General features: G+C 66.5%; 17 protein-coding genes. All 17 read right to left on the bottom strand.

Annotation, left to right across the window (positions count from 1 at the left end):
- Positions 1-27: 27 nt before the first annotated feature.
- From ABID59_RS30380 to ABID59_RS30300, 17 genes are read right to left on the bottom strand one after another with little or no spacing between them, the layout of a single operon-like run.
- The gene (locus ABID59_RS30380) at positions 28-657 is read right to left on the bottom strand and encodes an FMN-dependent NADH-azoreductase (protein WP_187435348.1); all 630 of its coding nucleotides are present in this window, start codon (positions 655-657) and stop codon (positions 28-30) included.
- Complete coding sequence (locus tag ABID59_RS30375) at positions 658-2,235, bottom strand: isochorismatase family protein (protein ID WP_354085806.1); 1,578 nt, start codon at positions 2,233-2,235, stop codon at positions 658-660.
- Between the two features lie 21 nt (positions 2,236-2,256).
- The gene (locus tag ABID59_RS30370) at positions 2,257-3,105 is read right to left on the bottom strand and encodes an MBL fold metallo-hydrolase (RefSeq protein ID WP_354085805.1); all 849 of its coding nucleotides are present in this window, start codon (positions 3,103-3,105) and stop codon (positions 2,257-2,259) included.
- A gap of 30 nt (positions 3,106-3,135) precedes the next feature.
- Positions 3,136-4,020 carry an amidohydrolase family protein gene (locus ABID59_RS30365; protein WP_354085804.1) on the bottom strand — a complete coding sequence of 295 codons (885 nt, stop codon included), beginning with the start codon at positions 4,018-4,020 and terminating at the stop codon, positions 3,136-3,138.
- Positions 4,017-5,138 carry a vWA domain-containing protein gene (locus tag ABID59_RS30360; RefSeq protein ID WP_354085803.1) on the bottom strand — a complete coding sequence of 374 codons (1,122 nt, stop codon included), beginning with the start codon at positions 5,136-5,138 and terminating at the stop codon, positions 4,017-4,019. The genes ABID59_RS30365 and ABID59_RS30360 overlap by 4 nt, the downstream gene beginning before the upstream one ends.
- Positions 5,135-6,016: an AAA family ATPase gene (locus ABID59_RS30355; protein WP_148755470.1), complete on the bottom strand. Its 882-nt coding sequence runs from the start codon at positions 6,014-6,016 to the stop codon at positions 5,135-5,137. The genes ABID59_RS30360 and ABID59_RS30355 overlap by 4 nt, the downstream gene beginning before the upstream one ends.
- Positions 6,017-6,028: 12 nt before the next feature.
- A complete protein-coding gene (locus tag ABID59_RS30350; protein WP_354085802.1) occupies positions 6,029-7,051 on the bottom strand; it encodes a xanthine dehydrogenase family protein molybdopterin-binding subunit in 1,023 nt (340 codons plus the stop codon).
- Entirely contained in the window at positions 7,052-8,647 is a 1,596-nt protein-coding gene (locus tag ABID59_RS30345; protein WP_354085801.1) for a xanthine dehydrogenase family protein molybdopterin-binding subunit, read from the bottom strand. It lies immediately after the preceding gene.
- Positions 8,648-8,659: 12 nt separating this feature from the next.
- The gene (locus ABID59_RS30340) at positions 8,660-9,136 is read right to left on the bottom strand and encodes a (2Fe-2S)-binding protein (protein WP_354085800.1); all 477 of its coding nucleotides are present in this window, start codon (positions 9,134-9,136) and stop codon (positions 8,660-8,662) included.
- 6 nt (positions 9,137-9,142) lie between these two features.
- Positions 9,143-9,961, bottom strand: coding sequence for an FAD binding domain-containing protein (locus tag ABID59_RS30335; RefSeq protein ID WP_354085799.1), 819 nt, complete (start codon positions 9,959-9,961; stop codon positions 9,143-9,145).
- Positions 9,962-10,405: an SRPBCC family protein gene (locus ABID59_RS30330; RefSeq protein WP_354032187.1), complete on the bottom strand. Its 444-nt coding sequence runs from the start codon at positions 10,403-10,405 to the stop codon at positions 9,962-9,964.
- Between the two features lie 5 nt (positions 10,406-10,410).
- A complete protein-coding gene (locus tag ABID59_RS30325; RefSeq protein WP_015686997.1) occupies positions 10,411-10,848 on the bottom strand; it encodes an SRPBCC family protein in 438 nt (145 codons plus the stop codon).
- Between the two features lie 10 nt (positions 10,849-10,858).
- Positions 10,859-13,759 (bottom strand): flotillin family protein, encoded by a 2,901-nt coding sequence (locus ABID59_RS30320; RefSeq protein WP_354032041.1) that lies wholly within the window; start codon positions 13,757-13,759, stop codon positions 10,859-10,861.
- Between the two features lie 26 nt (positions 13,760-13,785).
- On the bottom strand, positions 13,786-14,619 hold the full coding sequence (locus tag ABID59_RS30315; RefSeq protein ID WP_148755464.1) for a phosphoenolpyruvate hydrolase family protein: 834 nt from the start codon (positions 14,617-14,619) through the stop codon (positions 13,786-13,788).
- A 3-nt stretch (positions 14,620-14,622) separates the two neighbouring features.
- Entirely contained in the window at positions 14,623-16,839 is a 2,217-nt protein-coding gene (locus ABID59_RS30310; protein WP_354085798.1) for an ABC transporter permease, read from the bottom strand.
- Entirely contained in the window at positions 16,832-17,614 is a 783-nt protein-coding gene (locus tag ABID59_RS30305; RefSeq protein ID WP_354085797.1) for an ABC transporter ATP-binding protein, read from the bottom strand. Before ABID59_RS30305 ends, ABID59_RS30310 begins: the two co-directional genes overlap by 8 nt.
- On the bottom strand, positions 17,607-18,695 hold the full coding sequence (locus ABID59_RS30300) for a branched-chain amino acid ABC transporter permease (protein ID WP_354085796.1): 1,089 nt from the start codon (positions 18,693-18,695) through the stop codon (positions 17,607-17,609). Before ABID59_RS30300 ends, ABID59_RS30305 begins: the two co-directional genes overlap by 8 nt.

The following is an 18,695-nucleotide window of genomic DNA, read 5'->3' as shown; positions in this document are numbered from 1 at the left end:
TCGCTGCAAGGGTGACAAGAGCGCAGCTCAGAACCGCTTCGCTATCTCGGCGAGGCGGCGGTGGGCGGTGTCGCGGGCGGCACGGATCGGCTCGGCCGGGCCTGCCGTCGGGCCGATCGGCACGAAGCGCACGTCGCTGACGCCTATGAAACGAAGCGCCTCGCGCAGGTACGGAGTCGCCATGTCGATGCGGCCGCGGTTCATGCCGGTGGCAAAGTCGCTGCCGGAGGCGAGGATGACGATCGTCGGCCGATCCTTCAGCAAAGGAAGGTAACCCTGCGCCGGATCGAATCGGAACGTCAGGCCGGGCTGGATGACGATGTCGAACCACTGCTTCAGCTTGTAGGGGATGCCGAAATTCCACATCGGCGTCGAGATCAGCACGCGGTCGGCCAGCGAAAAGCGCAGCGCCATCCGCTCGGCCTGCGCAAAGCTGTCCCGCTGCGCGTCGTTGAAGGCCAGCGCGTTCATCCGCGCATATTTGGCCTCGACGATGGGGCCTGCAAATTCCGGCATGAGCTCGCGCCAGAGATCGACGACGTCGATGTCCCAGTCGGGGCGGGCCTGGCGAAAGCCGTCAAGGAACGTCCGTGCACCGGCGCTCGACTCGGAATCGGCGCGTGGGGAGCAGGAGAGGTGCAGAAGCTTCACCGCCACTCATCCCAGCGCTCTAATGACGGCGTCCGCGCGGGTGACCACCGCGACGTTCTGCATGGCAAAGTTGATCGAGGCCGAGTGCCAGTCGGCATTCATGGTCGAGCAGCAGTCCTCCGGCACGATCATGAAATAACCTTTGTCGGCACCGGTGCGCGCGGTGTGCTCGACCGACATGTTGGTCCAGGCGCCGGTATTGATGATCATGTCGCGGCCGGTGGCTTTGAGGATCGTCTCCAGCCGCGTGCCTTCCCAGGCGCTCATCCGCATCTTCTCGACGACGAAGTCGCCGGGGCGCGGCTCGAGGCCGGAGACCGGCGCCGCCCCCCAGCTGCCGCGCACCATCGCCTTGCTGTCGACGAGACCCTCGAACAGTGGCGCGTTCAGCGTCACGCCGGGTGCGCCGGGCTCGACCACGAACCAGACGTGGATGATGACCACGCCTCGGGCACGCGCGGCCTCCGCGAGGCGGCGGACATTCTCGACGACATGCTGCTGCTTCGCGTGCCCCGGCGCGCCGGACTCGGCAAAGGCGCCGCCGTCCATGATGACGTCGTTCTGGAGGTCCTGGATGATCATGGCGCAGCGGTTTGGATCGAGGCGCAACTCGCCGTCGGCCAGGATTGGCGCCGCGGCGGCAGGGCCGGCGCTCGTAGTGCCGCCGCCACTGCGCCTGCCGCTCATGTAGGGCTCGTGGCGCGGGCCGGCCTTGGTCGGGATGGCATAAACCGAATGCGTCGAGGTCAGGTACAGCGTGCGGAAATCCGGTCCGCCCCAGGCGAGGTTGGCGACGAGCTCGGGCACGCGAACTTTTCCAAGCAGCTCACCATGCGGCGAATAGACCCAGACGCCGCCGGGTGCGGTGACCCAGACATTGCCGTGCTGGTCGCACTTCATGCCGTCGGGCAGGCCCGGCTCCAGCTCGGAGCGGATGCCGCTTGCGAACACCCGCGCGTTCGACAACATGCCGTCGGCATTGACGTCGAAGACGCGGACCAGCGCCTGCACGGTGTCGTTGACATAAAGCAATGTCTCGTCGGGCGAGAAGCACAGTCCGTTCGGTTGATCGAACAGGGTTCTGTCGACCACCAGCTTGGGCTCGCTGCCGGGCACCACGCGATAGACGCCCTGGAAGCCGAGCTGGCGCGGCCGTTCGACGCCATAGACCGGCATGCGGCCGTACCAGGGATCCGAGAAATAGATCGCGCCGGACGAGTGCACGCAGACGTCGTTGGGGCTGTTGAGCTCCTGCCCGCCGAAGTGCGAGGCCAGCACCTCGCGCCGTCCGTCCGGCCGCTCGCGGATCAGCGACGAGGTCGCGTGCTCGCAGACGATCAGGTTGAGCTCGGAATCATAAGTCATGCCGTTGCATTTGTTCGACGGGCGCTTGACCTCGGCAACGCCGCGCCGCGCATCCCAGCGCCGGCGCACGTCGCCCGGCATGTCCGAGAACAGAAGGTAGTGATCAACGGGATGCCAGATCGGCCCTTCCGTGAAGTCAAAACCTGTGCCGACCTGCGCGACCGGCGCGTAAGGGTCGATCAGCGTCTCGAATTCGGAGCGCAAGGTGACGTGTGTCATGGGTCGGTCCTCAAGATCATCTCAGGCCGGAAACCAGTTGCGCGCGGGCAGGGACTGGACGATCGGGCCCGGCACCTGGTCCTGGAGCCGGCCCACGACGTTGCCGCCTTCGATCCTGGCGGGGCGGTCATGCACCGGCAGCAGATAGCGCGAGTTGCTGAGCAGCTTCTTGATCGCGGCCTTCTCCGCGCGCTTGCTGGTGCCGTGATTGCCGGTCGTGCGCGGCTCCCAATCGTGGATCTCGTTGAAGGGCGTGACGATCTGGTCGTTGATATCGTAGATCACATCGCCGCATATGGTAGCGATGCCGTCGGCGGTCTCGACGATGATGTTCATCGAGCCCTCGGTATGGGCGTTGGCGGCGTCGCAATAGACGCCGGGCATCAGCTCGATCGGGCCGGTGATCTCGAGGTCGAGGAAGCGCAGCGCGCTCTTGGTGTGCAGGCGGTCGATCAGGTGCTTGATGTCGGGCGCCGGATATTGCGGATGCATCAGTCCGGAAACGGAATACTCCAGCTCCTTGCGGTTGAGGACGACAGTCGTGTTCATCGGGAACAGATCGTCCTTGCCGGCATGGTCGATGTGCAGATGGGTATGGCAGACGAAGCGCACGTCACCCATCCGCACGCCGTGGCGCGCGAGCTGGTTCTCGATCATGTTCTCGTGGTACTGCAAGCCGCGCATGCCCAGCGTTTCCATGATCTGGTTGGATCGATAGCCGGTGTCGACCACGATCGGATATTTGCCGCCGAGGATCAAAAAGCCCAGCGTGAGGACGCGGCGGGTGCGGCCGCAGTCGCGGCCAAGCACCAGGAAGCTCGATTCCAGCTCGATATCGCCGTAGTCGAGGATCTTGATCTCCAGCGCCATTCGTATCCCTCCCTGTTCTGCTTTTATCTGTCAAAGCCGATAGACACGCGTTGCGGTGCCTCTGAAGATCGCATCTCGTTGCGCGGCACTCAGCGGGGCTGCCGCTGTACGAAATGCGTCGACCAGTTCGCGATAGCTGGTCCACAACTTCTCGATCGGGAAATTGGATCCGAACAGGCAGCGCTCGGCGCCGAAGATCGCGACTGTGTCGGTGACCACGGCAGCGATATGCGCGGGGTCGTTGCGATGGATGAACGTGCCGAGCCCAGACAGCTTGGAGACCACGTTCGGGCAAACCGCGAGCCGGGCCATCCCGGCGCGCCAGGCGGCGCGCCCCGCAGGCGAAAGGTCTTCGAGCATGCCGGCATGCTGGAGGACGAAGGTCACCTTGGGACAGGACTCCGCAAGCTGCGTTCCATCCGGCATCTGAGGCGTGAAGAGTTGGAGATCAAAGCTCCAGCCGTAGTCGGCGAGGTGCGCAATGTTGCGACGAACCATGGGATCGATGCAGAGATCTGGCTTTGCGGCGAAGCGATAGAGCGGATTCTCGTGCCAGTGCAGCTGCATCCGCGCGCCGCGCACGAGCGGATAGCGCTTCAGGCGGTCGAGTTGCGGGCGCACGTCGTCGACCGCGAAATTGGCATAGGCGACGATGGCATGTGGCCAGCCGTGCTCGTCGGCGGTCTGCTGCACCCAGGCGGCTTCGTCCTCGAAGCGGTCGTTGGCCCAGTTGGTCTGGACGTAGACCGAGCGGGTGACGCCGCTGCCCTCGAGGTCGTCGAGATATTCCTGGATCGGATAGTCGCGGCGGATGGCCTCGTAGGGTCCGAAAATGCGGGGCTGCATCGGGCCGGTCAGCCAGGGCAGGTCGGCCTGCCGCCAGACATGATGATGCCCGTCGACAATCCCGGTCACGCAACTCTCCTTCGTCCCAGTGCCAGTACGTGGGCAACGATCGACGTGCTCGATCCGCCGTCGACGAGGTCGTCGACGAAACGCTCGATGGCAACCAGCGCTTCCGTCTGCGGACGGAAACCCGGCCCGGTCGCGAGCGGCGTCAGCCAGCTCACGCGCCAGGCCCGCCGCGACAGTTTGGCCACGGCGTCACGGAGTGCATCGGGTTCGCCCCGCTCCAGCCCGTCCGAGACGATGACCACGGCCGCCCCTCGCGCGTACCCGCCGAACCGCGGCACTGCGAGGAAGGCCCGCAGCGCGTCGCCGATGCGGGTGCCGCCGTCCCAGTCGCTGACGAGATGCGCGGCCGCACTCAACGCCTGCTCGCGCCGCTTCAGTCGCAACGAGCGGGTGACGCGGGTCAGCCGGGTGCCGAAGGTGAAGACCTCGACATTGGGCGCAGCCTGGACCAGCGCATGAGCGAGTTTCATGTTCTCCTCAGTACGGCTCTTCATCGAGCCGGAGACGTCGATCAGCAGCAGGAACTTTCGCGGGCGCTGGCGTCGCTTCATATGGCCGAGCCGCAGAATTTCGCCGTCATTCCGGACGGAGTCGCGCAAGGTGCGGCGGAGATCGGCAAAGGGACCGCGACGGGCGCGCATGCGGCGATGGCCGCGCCGCCGCGGCAGCCGCCGGGGAGCCTCGCGCGACAGGCGGCGGAGTGCGTCTGTCGTGGAAAGCTGCGCAAAGCGGCGTTCAACCAGCGCCTCGGTGCGGGTGGCGGTCAGGCCGGACTCATTGGCCTCCTCGGAGAGCAGTGGCTCCTGGTCGCCGCGGCCTTCCTCCTGCAGCCTGACGGTCTCGTCATCCTCGCCATCATCGACGTGCTCGAGCGCTTCGCTGCCGCGGAAGTGGAGGTCGAACAGGCGGTCAAAACTCGCGCGGCGTTCGGGCGGCGGAGCGAGAGTGGCCAGTGCCGCCTGCCTGATATCCCCGAGGTCGCGCGGGCCGAGCAACTCGATCGCGGTCAGGAATGCGGTGGTCTGCTCCGGGGCGACGGCAAAGCTGTTGGCGCGCATGAGTGCAACGAAGGAGACGAAGATGCGGGCGGCCTGTGGCAGTTGGAGGTCGGTGCTCATGCGGTTGCCTCCGCGAGCATGGCGTCGAGCCGGGGCGAGATAAAGTGCAGATCCTCCTCATCCTTCAGCGCCACGCCGATCGAGCGCCTGAAGGCGTCGGGCCAGCGCGCGCCGCCCCTGTGTAGGAGCGTTGCGGCCTCGGCCCAATCGACGGCTTCGGCGATGCCCGGCGCCTTGCTCAGCGGCTCGCGACGGAGCCTGCCGACGGCCGCGACGACGGCGCGTGCGGTCGCTTCCGCAACACTGGAAGCCCGCAGCATGACGATGCGTGCCTCACGCTCTTCGGTGGGATAGTCGATCCAGTGGTAGACGCAGCGGCGGCGCAACGCCTCGTGCAAATCGCGTGTGCGGTTCGAGGTCAGCACGACGACGGGTCGCTCGGTGGCGCGCACCGTGCCGCGCTCGGGGATCGAAATCTGGAAGTCGGACAAAAATTCGAGCAGGAAGGCCTCGAACTCCTGGTCGGCGCGGTCGATTTCGTCGATCAGCAGCACAGTGGAGTCTGGGGCCCGCAGCACCGCCAGCATGGGACGCTCGATCAAAAACGTCTCGCCATAGATGTCGATGCTCTCGTCGCCGGCCTGGCGGATCGCGAGCATCTGGCGCGGGTAGTTCCACTCGTAGAGCGCCGCGGAGGCGTCGATCCCCTCGTAGCATTGCAGGCGGATCAACCGGCGGCCGAGCACGGCGGCGATGGCTTTTGCGGCCTCTGTCTTGCCGACGCCCGGTGCGCCCTCGAGCAGCAGGGGCTTGCCCAGCGCGAGGCCGAGATAGGCGGCAGTCGCGAGGCCCTCGTCGGCGAGATAATAAGCCGCACGCAGCGCCTTCTCCAGCGCCTCCGGGCTGTCGATGCCGACGATGTTGCTGCGGACCGCCATGAGCCAGGCCCTCTAGCGCCGCGCCTGCGGCCGCGCGCCGCCCTGGGCCTTGATCGCGCGCAAGACTTTTTCAGGCGTAATCGGCAGATCATCGATGCGCACGCCGACCGCGTTGAAGATCGCATTGGCGACCGCCGGCAGCACCGGGTTCGCACACATCTCACCCGGACCCTTGGCGCCGAACGGACCGTCGGGGGCAGGGCGCTCCAGCACCGCAATGTCATGCGGGCAGATGTCGCCGGGGCCGGGCATCAGATATTCGACGAAGTCGCGCGGGCCGTGCACGGGCTCGGGATAATATGGCTCCGGGGTCTCGTAGAGCGCGTGGCTGACGCCCATCCAGGCGCCGCCGACAAGCTGCTGCTCGACCAGGCGCGGGTTGAGCGCGCGGCCGAGCTCGTAGGCCGAATCCATCCGCACCATCGCAACTTCGCCGGTCTCGTCGTCAACCTCGACCTCGGCGACCAGGCAGGCATGGGCGTAGCAGGTGGCGGGCGACATCTCGCCGGTCTCCGGATTCACTTCTGAGAGCGGCACCAGGAAGATGCCGCGGCCCGAGATGGTCTTGCCCTGCTTGAACTGCGCGGCGATCGCGACGTCCTTGGTCGAGATCGAGCGATGCGGCGCGCCCTTGACGTGGATGTTGCCGCGCCCGTCGGTCTCGAGATCGGCGGCGTTGACCTCGAGCTCTTCGGCCGCAGCTTCCATCATGACACCGCGAGCCTCGCGGGCCGCCGCCATCACCGCGTTGCCTACGCGATGGGTGCCGCGCGAGGCGAACGAGCCCATGCAATGCGGGCCGGTGTCGGAATCCGCGGTGTCGACATAGACGTCCTCGACCGGCACGCCCAGCGTCTCCGCGCAGATTTGCCGGGTCACCGACTTCATGCCCTGGCCCAAGTCGATCGACGACAGCGCCACCGTGAATTTGCCGCTCGGGTTGGAATGTACCAGCGCCTGGCTGGGGTCGCCGCCGAGATTCATGCCGATGGGATAGTTGATCGACGCGATGCCGCGTCCGCGATGCCGGGTCATCTAGCGCCTCCTGGTGCCGAAGACGGAGGAGAAACGGGTCGCGCCATGCGAGGGCGTGGTTGGCCGCGGAGAGGGCGGTGGAGGAGCCGGCGGTGGCGGCTCGCGCGGCGGTTCGCGGGTGACGGTGGGCGGAAGACGGTCGTAGCTGGTGCGCTGCTGCGCCGGAGCGGTGGGCCGCGCGCGCGAAGAATCCGTCGGGGTCGGCGGGATCACGGCGCGGCTGCCGCCGCCGTCCTTGCGCGAGGATGCTCGCTTGAACTCCTCACGAAGCGGCCACTTGGCTTTCTCGGCCGCGACCTGGACGCATTCGATCAGGGCGGTGTTCTTGGCCTCGCGCCGGTGCGCCTTCATGTCGCCGTCGCGATAGGCGTTGAGGATCCGGAACTCCATCGGATCCATGTTGACGAGGTGTGCCAGCTTGTCCATCTGACACTCGATCGCAAAGTCCATCGCGGTCACGCCGAAACCGCGCATGGCGGTCGCCGGCGTGCGGTTGGTGAAGACGCAATAGACGTCGCCATAGACGTTCGGGATAGTGTAGGGACCCGGAAGATGCGCTGCGCATTTCACTGCGGCGTAGCTGGACAGCCGCGTATAGGCGCCACTGTCAAAGTAGCAGCGGATCTTGCGCGCGACGACGCGGCCGTCGCGCATCACGCCGTCCTTGATATAGATGCGCTCGGCGCCGCGCGGCGGGCCGTATTGCATCTCCTCCTCGCGCCCGAACACATAGCGCACGGGCCGCCCGGTCAGCATCGCGCCGAGAATGGCGAGCGGCTCGGTCACCGTGTCCACCTTGCCGCCAAAGCCGCCGCCGACGGTGCCGCCGATAAAGTGGAAGGTGTTGGACGGCACGTCCAGAATCTTGGCGCAGGTGTCGACCGAGAAGAACAGCGCCTGGGTCGAGGTGTAGACCACATAACGGCCGTTGGTGTCCGGCGCCGCGATCGCACCATTGGTCTCGGTCGGCGCATGCTCGATCGGCGACATCTGGTAGCGCTGCTCGAGCACGTGGTCGGCGGTCGCGAGCGCCGCGTCGGCATCGCCGAAGCGCAGCTTCTGGTGATCGTAGGTCTCGTGATAGGTGAAGGTGTTCTTGGGATAGGTTTCGTTGACGACGGGCGCGCCGGGCTTCAACGCATCCTCGACGTCGAACACCGCCGCCAGCGGCTCGTAGTCGACCTTGACTTTTGCGATGGCCTCGAAGGCCTCGCGCTCGCTGTCGGCAACGATGGCGACGATCGGTTCGCCCTTGTAGCGGACCTTGTCGACCGCGAGCGACGGCTCATCGTCCTTGCCGAAATTGATCAGGCTCAGAAGCGTGTTGAGATTAACCGGCACATCAGTGCCGCGGATGATCCGGCGTACGCCGGCGGAGCGCTCGGCCTCGGTGGTATCGATGCGGCGAATTCTGGCATGCGCCTGCGTCGAGCGGACGACCTTCAGATGCAGCATGCCCTGGAGCTTGTGGTCGTTGAAGTAGCTCGACGTGCCCGTGACGTGGCCGAGCATGTCCTGGCGCTGGGTGCCCTTGCCGATTTCCTTCAGATTGTCGTCGCGCTCGTCGGCGAAGATGTCCTTGCGCAGTTCCAGCATGGTCACGTTCCCTTAGGCGCTGACCCGGCCGCTGGCGGCGGCGAGGATGGCGTTGATGATCGGCTCGTAGCCGGTGCAGCGGCAGATGTTGCCGGAGATGGCTTCAATGACCTCGTCGCGACTCGGCGACGGGTTGCGGTCGAGCAGGGCCTTTGCGGCCATCAGCATGCCCGGGGTGCAATAGCCGCACTGGGCGGCAAAATTGTCGGCGAAGGCGCGCTGGAGCGGATGCAGGTTCGGGCCCTGCTTCATGCCGTCAAGCGTCTCCACCGAACGGCCGGCGACGGTTTCCGCCAGCGTCAGGCAGGAGAGGTGAAGCTCACCGTCGATCAGCACGCTGCAGGTGCCGCAGCCGCCCTGGCCGCAGCCGAATTTGGGCGTCATGTCGCCGACCAGCTCGCGCAGCGCGACCAGCAGATTGGTGCCGCCGTCGACGAAGATCGCGACGTCGCGGCCATTGTGACGAAATTGCAGGGGGATCTTGGACATGACCGTTTATTCCTGTCCTGACAGCAGACGGCGCAGATGGACGCCAACGATCTCGCGGCGATACCAGGCGCTGCCAAGCGCATTGTCGGATGGCGATGTTCCTTCAGTGACGGCGGATGCGGCCGCCGCTATGGTTGCGGCATCCAGCGAGTGGCCCTCCAGCGCCCGCTCGGCGGCGCGGGCCCGGATCTGGGTCGGTGCCATCGAGCCCAACGCGATCCGCGCGCCAGCGATCCGGCCGCCGCTGATCGGCAGATGCGCGGCCAGCGTGATGACAGAGCCGCCCTTCGGCTTGATGCGCGCGATCTTGCGATACCGAAACGCTTCGGTGCTTGCGGGACGGGTGCAGGAGACCGACAGGACCAGCGTGCCGGCTTGACGGTCGCGGGCCTGCAAAAACTCCTCAATCGGAATGTCGCGCGCGCCAAAGCCGCCTTGCACGGCGACGGTGGCATCGAGCGCCAGCAGCGCGACGGTGAAATCGCCATACGGGTTCGGGGCGAAGAGATTGCCGCCGACAGTCCCCATGTTGCGCACGGCCGGGCCACCAATCGAACGGGCAGGGGCGTGAAGGAAGCCGAGATCTCGCTCGGCAAGGACGCGCGCGAAAGTGACGCCGGCGCCCAGCGTGATGCGCGGGCCGGAGGCATCGATCCGGGTCAGCGCCTGGTCCTGGGCGCGAACGACGGTCGAGATTGTGACGTCGCCCTCGTTCAGCGCGCGCATCACCAGCGTGCCGCCGCCGAGATAGCGCGCGCTGCGGTCGGTGGACAGCGCGCCCGCCGCCTCACTGGCGCTGGTGAAAGTCTTCACTGTCACGCCCATTTATGCGGCCTCCTTCAGATGGCGGCGGATTGCCTCGAACCCGGCCTGATAAATGTCTTCGGCAACCATGTGGGTGATGCGGTCGCGGTCCTCGGGCTTGGTCGTGAAGCGCGACTCCCAATGCCAGAAGGTGCGATCGCCGTCGGTGACCGGCAGCAGGCGGACATGGGCGACGTAGTTGAACATCGGGATCGGGGTATCGAGCAGACAGTAGCTGAAGCTCTGTTCGAGGTCGGACAGCGCCAGCAATTGCTCGCGCAGCTCTGCGCCGTCCTTGAGCTTGAACCGCCTGACGCAGCCGATCTTGTCCGGGGAATGTGCGCGCTCGATCGAGGAGGTCGCAACCGCCGGATGCCAGCGGTCGTGCCCGTTGAAATCGCGCAGCAACGACCACGCCGCATCGGTCGGCGCGTCCAGGATCGTGCTTTTGACGATATGCGGCACCGCCATCACCCTCCGAACACGCGCTTGAGGGCATCGAAGCCGCCCTGGAACACGCCGCCGCCGATGTTGCCGACGAGCTCCGTCTCCCGCTCCGGCGCGCAGTCGAACTCGGCGGTCCATTCCACAAAGGTCTGGTCGCCGTCGGTGACGGGCGTCAGCCGCAAGGTCGCGACGTAGTTCTCGACGCCCATCGGGGATTCCAGGATCGAGTAGGTGCAGAACATGTCGTAGTCGGAGAGGCCGAGAAGCTTCTCGCGGATGCGGTCGCCGTTGCGCAGGCGAAAATCCCTGACGCAGCCGATCTTGTCGGAGGGCTCGCCGCCCTCGATGCGGCTCTCGGCGATCGCCGGGTGCCAGTTCGGTAGGCCATTGAAGTCGCGCACGCGCGCCCAGACGCGGTCATTGCGCGCATTGACGACGGTGGAGACGTAGACGCGGGGCATGGGTCAGACCTCAGCTCTTCTTCCGCGGACCACGCTCGGCCGGCGGTTCGCCGCCCTCAGCTGCAGGCGGAGGGGCTGCGGTCTTGTCGCCGCCACCGCCCTTGCGCGCGGACTCCTTGATGCCCTGCATGTCGCGGGCCTCGCGGATCAGGCCGGGCATTTTTGCGAGGCTGCCACCCTCGACGCCGATGTCCGCCAGCAGCGAATCGATCAGCGGCGCCTGCACGCGGTAGCGCAGCGCCGAGTCGATCACCTCGTCGGTGGCGCTGCGGCCGCCATTGCCGCCATGGCCATTGCCATTGAGCCCGTCGACCTGGAGGATGCGGATGCCCTCGATCTTCTCCATCGGCTTGACGCTCTCGCGCACGATGCCCTCGATCCGGTCGAGCAGTTTTCTGCGGAACAGCGAGTAGCGGGCCTGGTCGGTGAGGACGTTCTCGGCCTCGTTGAGCATGCGCTGGGCTTCGGCTTCGACGGTGGCACGGACACGCTCGGCGTCCGCGGCAATCCGGGTCTCCTCGGCCTGCTTCTCGGCAATCATGATTTCGACGGTCTTGCGGCGTTTGGCGATCTCGCTCTCGCGCGCGGTGATGACGCGCTCGGTTGCCTCGGTGGCCCGCATCCGCGCTTCCTCGGCCATCGCCTTGGCAGCGGATTCTTCCAGCGACTTCTGATGGATCGCGATTGCCTTCTCCATCAGGACGGTTTCGACCTCCTTCTCGCGGTTGACCTCGAGCTTGCGCAGCTCGCGCTCGCGACCGACGCGGGCTTCGTCCAGGCCGCGGTCGGAGGAGATGCGCGCGCGCTCGACCTCCTCGCGGGAGGCGATCTCGGCCTCCTGCAACGACTGGACCCGGGCGACCTCGAGCTGCTCGATAGCGCGCCGGCGCTCGAGGCGGGCAGCTTCCAGCGCCTGCTCGCGCGAGACGTCGGTGGTCTCGACCTCCTTGCGGGCGACGATCTCTGCCTGCCGGACCTGGCGGTCGGCATCGATCCGCTCCGATTTCTTCGCGGAGAGGGCGATGACGCGGTCCTCGTCAGCGATCTCGATCGCCTTCTTCTGCTCGATATTGAGCACCTCGCGCTTCTTGGAGGAGTTTATCCGTTCGGCTTCCAGGGCAAGATCGACCACGATACGCTGGCGCTCGATGGCGTCGCGCCGTTTCAGTTCGGCGGCCTCCAGTACGCCTGTGCGCTCGATTTCCAGCGAGCGGGTATCGCGCTCGGCCTGGATGCGTTCGGCCGCAACGGCCTTCTCCTGCGCGATGCGGGCCGCCTCGATCGCTTCGCGGGAGGCGATGTCGGCTTCCTCGACGGCGCGATTGCGCGCGATCTCCAGCGAACGCACGCGCTCCTCCTGAGCGATGCGGCTCGCTTCGGTCGTCTCGCGTGCGGAGATGCCGGCAACTTCAAGGGCCTGGTTGCGCTCGATCTCCAGCTGCCTCGTGTTCTGCTCGGCAGCGATGCGCTCGGCGGCGAGCATCCGCTCGCGGGCGATGCGGGCCGCCTCGACCGCGCGCTGTGCCTCGATCTCGGCCTCCTGGATGGTGCGGACCTGCTGGATCTCCAGCGCGCGGGTGCGCTCGTCTGACGCGATACGCTCGACATTGACGATCAGCGTCTGCGCGATGCGCGCTTTCTCGGTGGCTTCGCGGGCGGCGATCTCGGCTTCGTCGATGGCGCGGGTGCGCTCGATCTCGCGGCGGCGCGTTTCCTCTTCGTTGGCGATGCGGGCATCGGTGACGACGCGGTCCTGCTGGATCCGGGCCTTCTCGATCGCCTCGCGCGCGGCGATCTCGGCTTCCTCGACGGTCCGCATCCGCTCGATCTCGCGCTGGCGGACCTCGCGTTCCGACGCAATGCGCGTCGTGTCGATCGAGCGCTGGTTGGCGATCCGCGTCTTCTCGATCTCCTCGCGCGCCAGCAGCTCTTTCTCCTCGATGGTGCGGGTGCGCTCGATCTCCTTCTGGCGGGTCTCGCGCTCGGAGGCGATACGGGCCTCGGCAATCGCCTGTTCATTGGCGATCCGCGAGCGCTCGATCGCCTCGCGTGCGGAAATCTGCGCCTGCTCGGCCTCGGTCTCGCGCAGGGCGCGTTCGCGGGCGACTTCCGTGCGCTGGAGCGCGCGGCGCATCTCGATGTCGCGTTCCTGCTCCAGCCGCGCCGTCTCGCTCTCGCGCTCGATTTCGAGTGCCTGTCGCTCGGCCTCCAGATTGCGGGTGCGGATCTTGATCATCGAGTCCTGCTCGATGTCGTTGCGCAGCTTGCGCCTCGCCTCGATGTCCTCCATCAGCTTGGTCAAGCCTTCGGCGTCGAAGCGGTTCGAGGGGTTGAAGAATTCGAGGTCGGTCTGGTCGAGATCGGTGATGGCGACGGATTCGAGCTCGAGCCCGTTCTGGGCGAGCGCCTCGGCCGCATTGGTCTTGACCCGCGCGACGTAGTCGCCGCGACGTTCATGCATCTCTTCGAGGGTCATTTCGGAAGCGACCGAGCGGATCGCGGAAATGAACTTGCCGGCCAGCAGCGCGTGGAGCTGTTCCGGCTCCATGGTGCGGCGACCGAGCGTTGCGGCGGCGATCGAGACGGCTTCGCGAGTGGCCTGGACCCTGACATAGAAATCGGCCTCGATATCGACGCGCATGCGATCGCGCGTGATCACGGCGTCCTGCCGCGAACGCACGATCCCCATCGGCAGCACGTTCATGTTGACCGACGTGTAATCGTGAATGAAGGGCAGCACGAAGGCACCGCCGTTGATCACGACGCGTTCGCCGAGGAAACCGGTCCGGACGAACGACACCTCCTTGGAGGAGCGGTGGTAGAGCCAGTTGACGATGTAGACGCCAACCACGATCACGATGATCGCGACGATCAGCCAGAGAATAAGCTCGCCGACCAGGATCCCTGACATGTTTCCCTCCCTCAATCTTACAGGCGTTATCGCGCGCCGATCGCCTTGAATTTGCGTACCTGCTCCGTCAACGCCCGCTCCACCGGCAGCCGCTCCATCGAGGAGGCACCGTAGAAGCCGTGGCAGTAGCGGGTGTTCTTCATGATGAAATCGGCATCCGCCGGATCCGCGATCGGGCCGCCATGGGCAAGCACGAGAATGTCCGGATTGACGCTGAGCGCGGCGGACGCCCAGGTGTCGATGCGCGCCGGGCAGTCCTTCAGCTTCGGTGCGGTCTGCGCGCCGATGGTGCCACCGGTGGTGAGCCCGAGATGGCAGACGATGATGTCGGCGCCGGCGATCGCCATCGCGGCGGCTTCCTTCTCGCTGAAGACGTAAGGCGTCGTCAGCAGGTCCTTCTCGCGCGCCTTGGCGATCATGTCGATCTCCAGCGCGTAGGACATGCCGGTCTCTTCGAGATTGGCGCGGAAGACGCCGTCGATAAGGCCTACGGTCGGGAAGTTCTGCACGCCGGCAAAGCCGAGCGCCTTGAGCTGGTCGAGAAACACATCCATGTCGCGGAACGGATCGGTGCCGTTGACGCCGGCGAGCACCGGCGTCTTGCTGACCACAGGCAACACTTCGCCGGCCATCTCCAGCACGATGGCGTTGGCGTCGCCATAGGGCATCAGCCCGGCAAGCGAGCCGCGGCCGGCCATGCGGTAGCGGCCGGAATTGTAGATCACGATGAGATCGACGCCGCCGGCTTCCTCGCATTTGGCCGACAGGCCGGTGCCAGCGCCGCCGCCGACGATCGGCTCGCCGCGTTTCGCCATCTCGTGAAACCGTCTCAACAATGGTGCGCGTTCAAACCGGGCCATCGGTCACCTCGCTAGTCTCCGGCGTGCCCCGGCGCGGCCGAACAATGTTCGGAACGCAGCTGTGATGGTCGAGGCGAACTCGGGATCGTTGATGTTCTGCTTGACGCGGATCAGTTGGCGGTTGCCCGTCGAACGCACCGTGCGCTCCAGCGTGCGGAACAGGGCGGCGTCGGCCTCGCCATCCCAGAACGGCTGGCCGCGGGCATCGAGCGCGGAGACGCCCCCCTCGGGCAGGAAGAAACGCACCGGCCCGTCCATCTGGTTGAGCCGCTCGCCGATCCAGCGGCCCATGCGCTCGTTCTCCTCCACCGTCGTCCGCATTAGCGTTACCTGCGGATTGTGGACGTGGAATTTGCGGCCGCGATAGCGTTCGGGGATGGTGTCGGGCGCGCCGAAATTGACCATGTCGAGCGCGCCGACCGAGCCGATATAGGGCAGGCGGGTGCGGATGATCGCGCCGAAGCGATCCTCGGTCGCCGGAAACACGCCGCCCATCAGGAGGTCGCAGATTTCGGTGGTGGTGAGGTCGATCACGCCGGCGAGCTGGCCAGAGTCGACCAGCTTCTCCATCGAGCGGCCGCCGACGCCGGTGGCGTGGAAGACGAGGCATTCGAAATCCTCGCGCAGATCGGCCGCGATCTTCTGTACCGCCGGCGTCGTGACGCCGAACATGGTGATACCGACCGACGGCAGCGCGGCGCTGGCAGCCCGTTCCCTGTTCTCGCGCTGGTCGAGCCGCGCCTTGACCATGCCGGCGATGGCGTTGGCGCCGTTCGACAGCACCGCGCGCGAGATCGAGTTGAGGCCCTGCACGTCGGTGACCGAATGCATCATGGTGATGTCGGCGGGCCCCACATAAGGCCCGACGTCGCCGGAGGCGACCGAGGAGATGATCAGCTTCGGCACGCCGACGGGGAGGGTGCGCATGCCGGGTGCGACGAGAGATGCCGCACCCGAGCCGCCGGCCGAGATCACGCCGGCAACATTGCCCTGCCGCTTGATCCAATTGGCGAACGCGTCAGCCATCGCGGTGACTGCAGCACCGCGATCCGGGCCGAACACGGCCGAGCCGCCGCGACCGTGGTTCAGCGCGATCTCCTGGGCGGAGACATCGCAGGTTGCGTGCTTGCCGCTGGTGGAGACGTCGACCAGCCGCGTACGCAGGCCGCCTTCCACGATGATGTCGCGGATGAAGCGAAGTTCCGTGCCCTTGGTGTCGAGCGTGCCGACGACCAATACGACCGGAGGGCCGGAGGTCTGCGCCGTCACCGGCTCACGCTTGCGCCGCGCGGTCTCGTCGAGGCGGGGAACCTGCGTCGAGAGCGTGCGTGCGGCGGCCTCGATGCGCCCGATCGGGACCGGCTGCGACCACCGTGTCGGCGGCGTCGGATTGGAGATGTAGATCCGGATCGGTCCGCTGGCGCGCGTCGGTTGCGGGAGCGGCTTCGTTTCACTACCGGCAGCCGGCACATCGATTTCGGGTTCGAGCTCGGCGTGCAGTCCGACGCCGAGCAGGCGCCGCTGCAGCTCGCGGTCGGCGGACAGCCGGCCAGAGTCGATGATGCGGTTGATGCGGCCGTTGACCATGATCGCGACATTGCGCGAGATCGCAGTCGCAACCCCAATGTTCTGCTCGATCACAAGCACGGACATGTCGCCGTCCTCGCCGAGCTGCTGCAGCATTTCCTCGACCTGGGCGACGATGACGGGCGCGAGCCCCTCGGTCGGCTCGTCCATGATCAGCAGCTGCGGATTTGTCAGCAGCGCGCGCGAGATTGCGAGCATCTGCTGCTCGCCACCGGAGAGCTGGCCGCCGCCATGATCCCGGCGTTCGGCGAGCCGCGGAAAGGTCTCGTAGATGCGTTCGACGGTCCAGGCACCGGACCGCATGCCGCCGGCGAGCCGCAGATGCTCGTCGACGCTGAGCGAGCGCCAGAGCCGCCGGCCCTGCGGCACATAGCCGACGCCGAGCCGCGCGATATGCGCGGGTGGCCGCCGTGTGATGTCCTCGCCGCGGATTCGGATCGAGCCGCCGCTCACCTGCACCAGGCCCATGATCGCCTTGCACAGCGTGGTCTTGCCCATGCCGTTGCGGCCGACCACGGAAAAAACGCCGGCATCGAGCGAGAGGTCGACACCCTGCAACGCGTGCGAATGGCCGTAATAGACGTCGAGGCCGCGGACCTCGAGCGCTGCGGCGGAGCGGCGGACCTCATTCATGGCCGCCTCCGAGATAAAGTTCCTGCACCTCGGGGTCGGACTGGATCTCCTCGGGCACGCCTTCCTTGAAGATGCGGCCGTTGTGCATCATCGTCACGCTCTCGACGACGCGCAGCGCCACGTCCATATCGTGCTCGATGATGATGTAGCCGATATGCGCCGGCAGCGAGATCAGGATCTCGACCAATTCGGCCCGCTCGGTCGGTGAGAGGCCGGCGGCGGGCTCATCGAACAGCACGAACCGCGGGGCGCCCGCCAGCGCCAGCGCGATTTCGAGCTGGCGCTGCTGGCCGTGTGCGAGCTCGGCGACGCGCTGATCCTTCACCGCGGCGAGGTGCACGGCTTGCACCAGGCTGTCAGCGGCGTGCATCAGCGCATCGGTCTGGCCCGGACGCAGGAACGAGAAGCGCCCGCGCGAGACGCCACGGCAGGCGAGATAGACGTTGTCCTGGACGGTGAGGCCGGGGAACAGCGCGGAGATCTGATAGGTCCGCCTCAGCCCGCGGCGGATGCGCTCATAGGGCGGGAAGTGCGTGACGTCCTCACCGAAGAAGCGGATCGTGCCCGATGTCGGCAGGAAGTCGCCGGTGATGCAGTTGAACAGTGTGGTCTTGCCGGCGCCGTTGGAGCCGAGCACGGCGCGCCGCTCGCCGGGGCGCACGGTGATGGTGACGTCGGTCAGCGCCGCCAGCGCGCCGAACAGCCGGGTGACGCCGCGCAGCTCGAGTGCTGCACCGGCACCGACCGCGGAGAGACGCCGGGCGACGCTATCCATGGCCGCGCCCTCCGCCCGGGTGATCTGGCTGCGGACGTTGGCTCTGGCGCCAGCGTTGCCATAGGCCGATCACGCCGTCTGACGACCAGAACACGATGGCGAGGAAGCCGAGGCCAATCAGCAGCCGGAACCGGTTGCCGTCGAGCCCGATCCTGACCAGGAAATCGAGCGCAAACGTGCGCAGGAGGACGAAGACCAGTGCGCCGATATAGGGACCGATCGGCCGGGTAATGCCGCCGACGACGGCGATGATGAGAATGTCGATGCAGGCGCCGACGCTGACCGAGCCGGGCGAGATCTGGCGGTAGTTCCAGACCTGGAGCACGCCGGCAAGGCCTGCGATGAAGGACGCTACCGCATAGGCCGCGACGCGGTGCGCATTGACGTTGAAGCCGAGCGCTGCCATGCGGCGCGGATTGTCGCGCACGCCCTGCAGCGCCAGGCCGAACGGTGCGCGAGAGATGTAGTCGACGGCGAAGTAGCAGATCGCGGCGACCGCGAGCACGACATAGTAGAAGGGAATATCGCGGCGCCAGTCGACGCCCCAGAAATGCGGCGTCGAGACATTGTTGATGCCGGTGTGGCCGTTGAAGATCGCCCAGTTCTGGTTGGTGAAGTAATAGAAAGCAGCGCCGATCGCGAGCGTGATCATGATGGTGTAGATGCCCTCGGTCCGCACCGCGAGCGCGCCGCCGAGCGTGCCGAAGATGGTCGCGAGCGTCAGCGCCATCGGCACCGCCAGCCACCACGGCCAGCCCAGGCTGATATTGGCATTGCCGCTGACGCCGAACACCGCGACCATGTAGGCGCAAAAGCCGGCGATGGTGAGCTGCATCAGGCTGACCATGCCGCCATAACCGGCCAGGAACATCAGGCTGAGCGCGATGGTGCCGAGGATCAGCGTCGTCGCAAAAATTTCGATCAGGAAGAAGCCGTTGGCGATCAGTGGCATGATCAGGAGGATGGCCGCCACGATCCAGACCGCGGGATTGTTGGCGTCGGGCCAGCTTCGCGCGGCCGGCCGCTGTGCCGCGGCGGCGGGGTTGTGGATCTGGACGCGAGCGTCGTGGGTGACGGACAT

The sequence above is a fragment of the Bradyrhizobium sp. S3.3.6 genome (genome assembly GCF_040546905.1).
In the GTDB taxonomy this organism is placed as follows: domain Bacteria; phylum Pseudomonadota; class Alphaproteobacteria; order Rhizobiales; family Xanthobacteraceae; genus Bradyrhizobium; species Bradyrhizobium cytisi.
The sequence above is the reverse complement of the archived record's forward strand: the minus strand, read 5'-3'. Positions and strand labels throughout refer to the sequence as shown.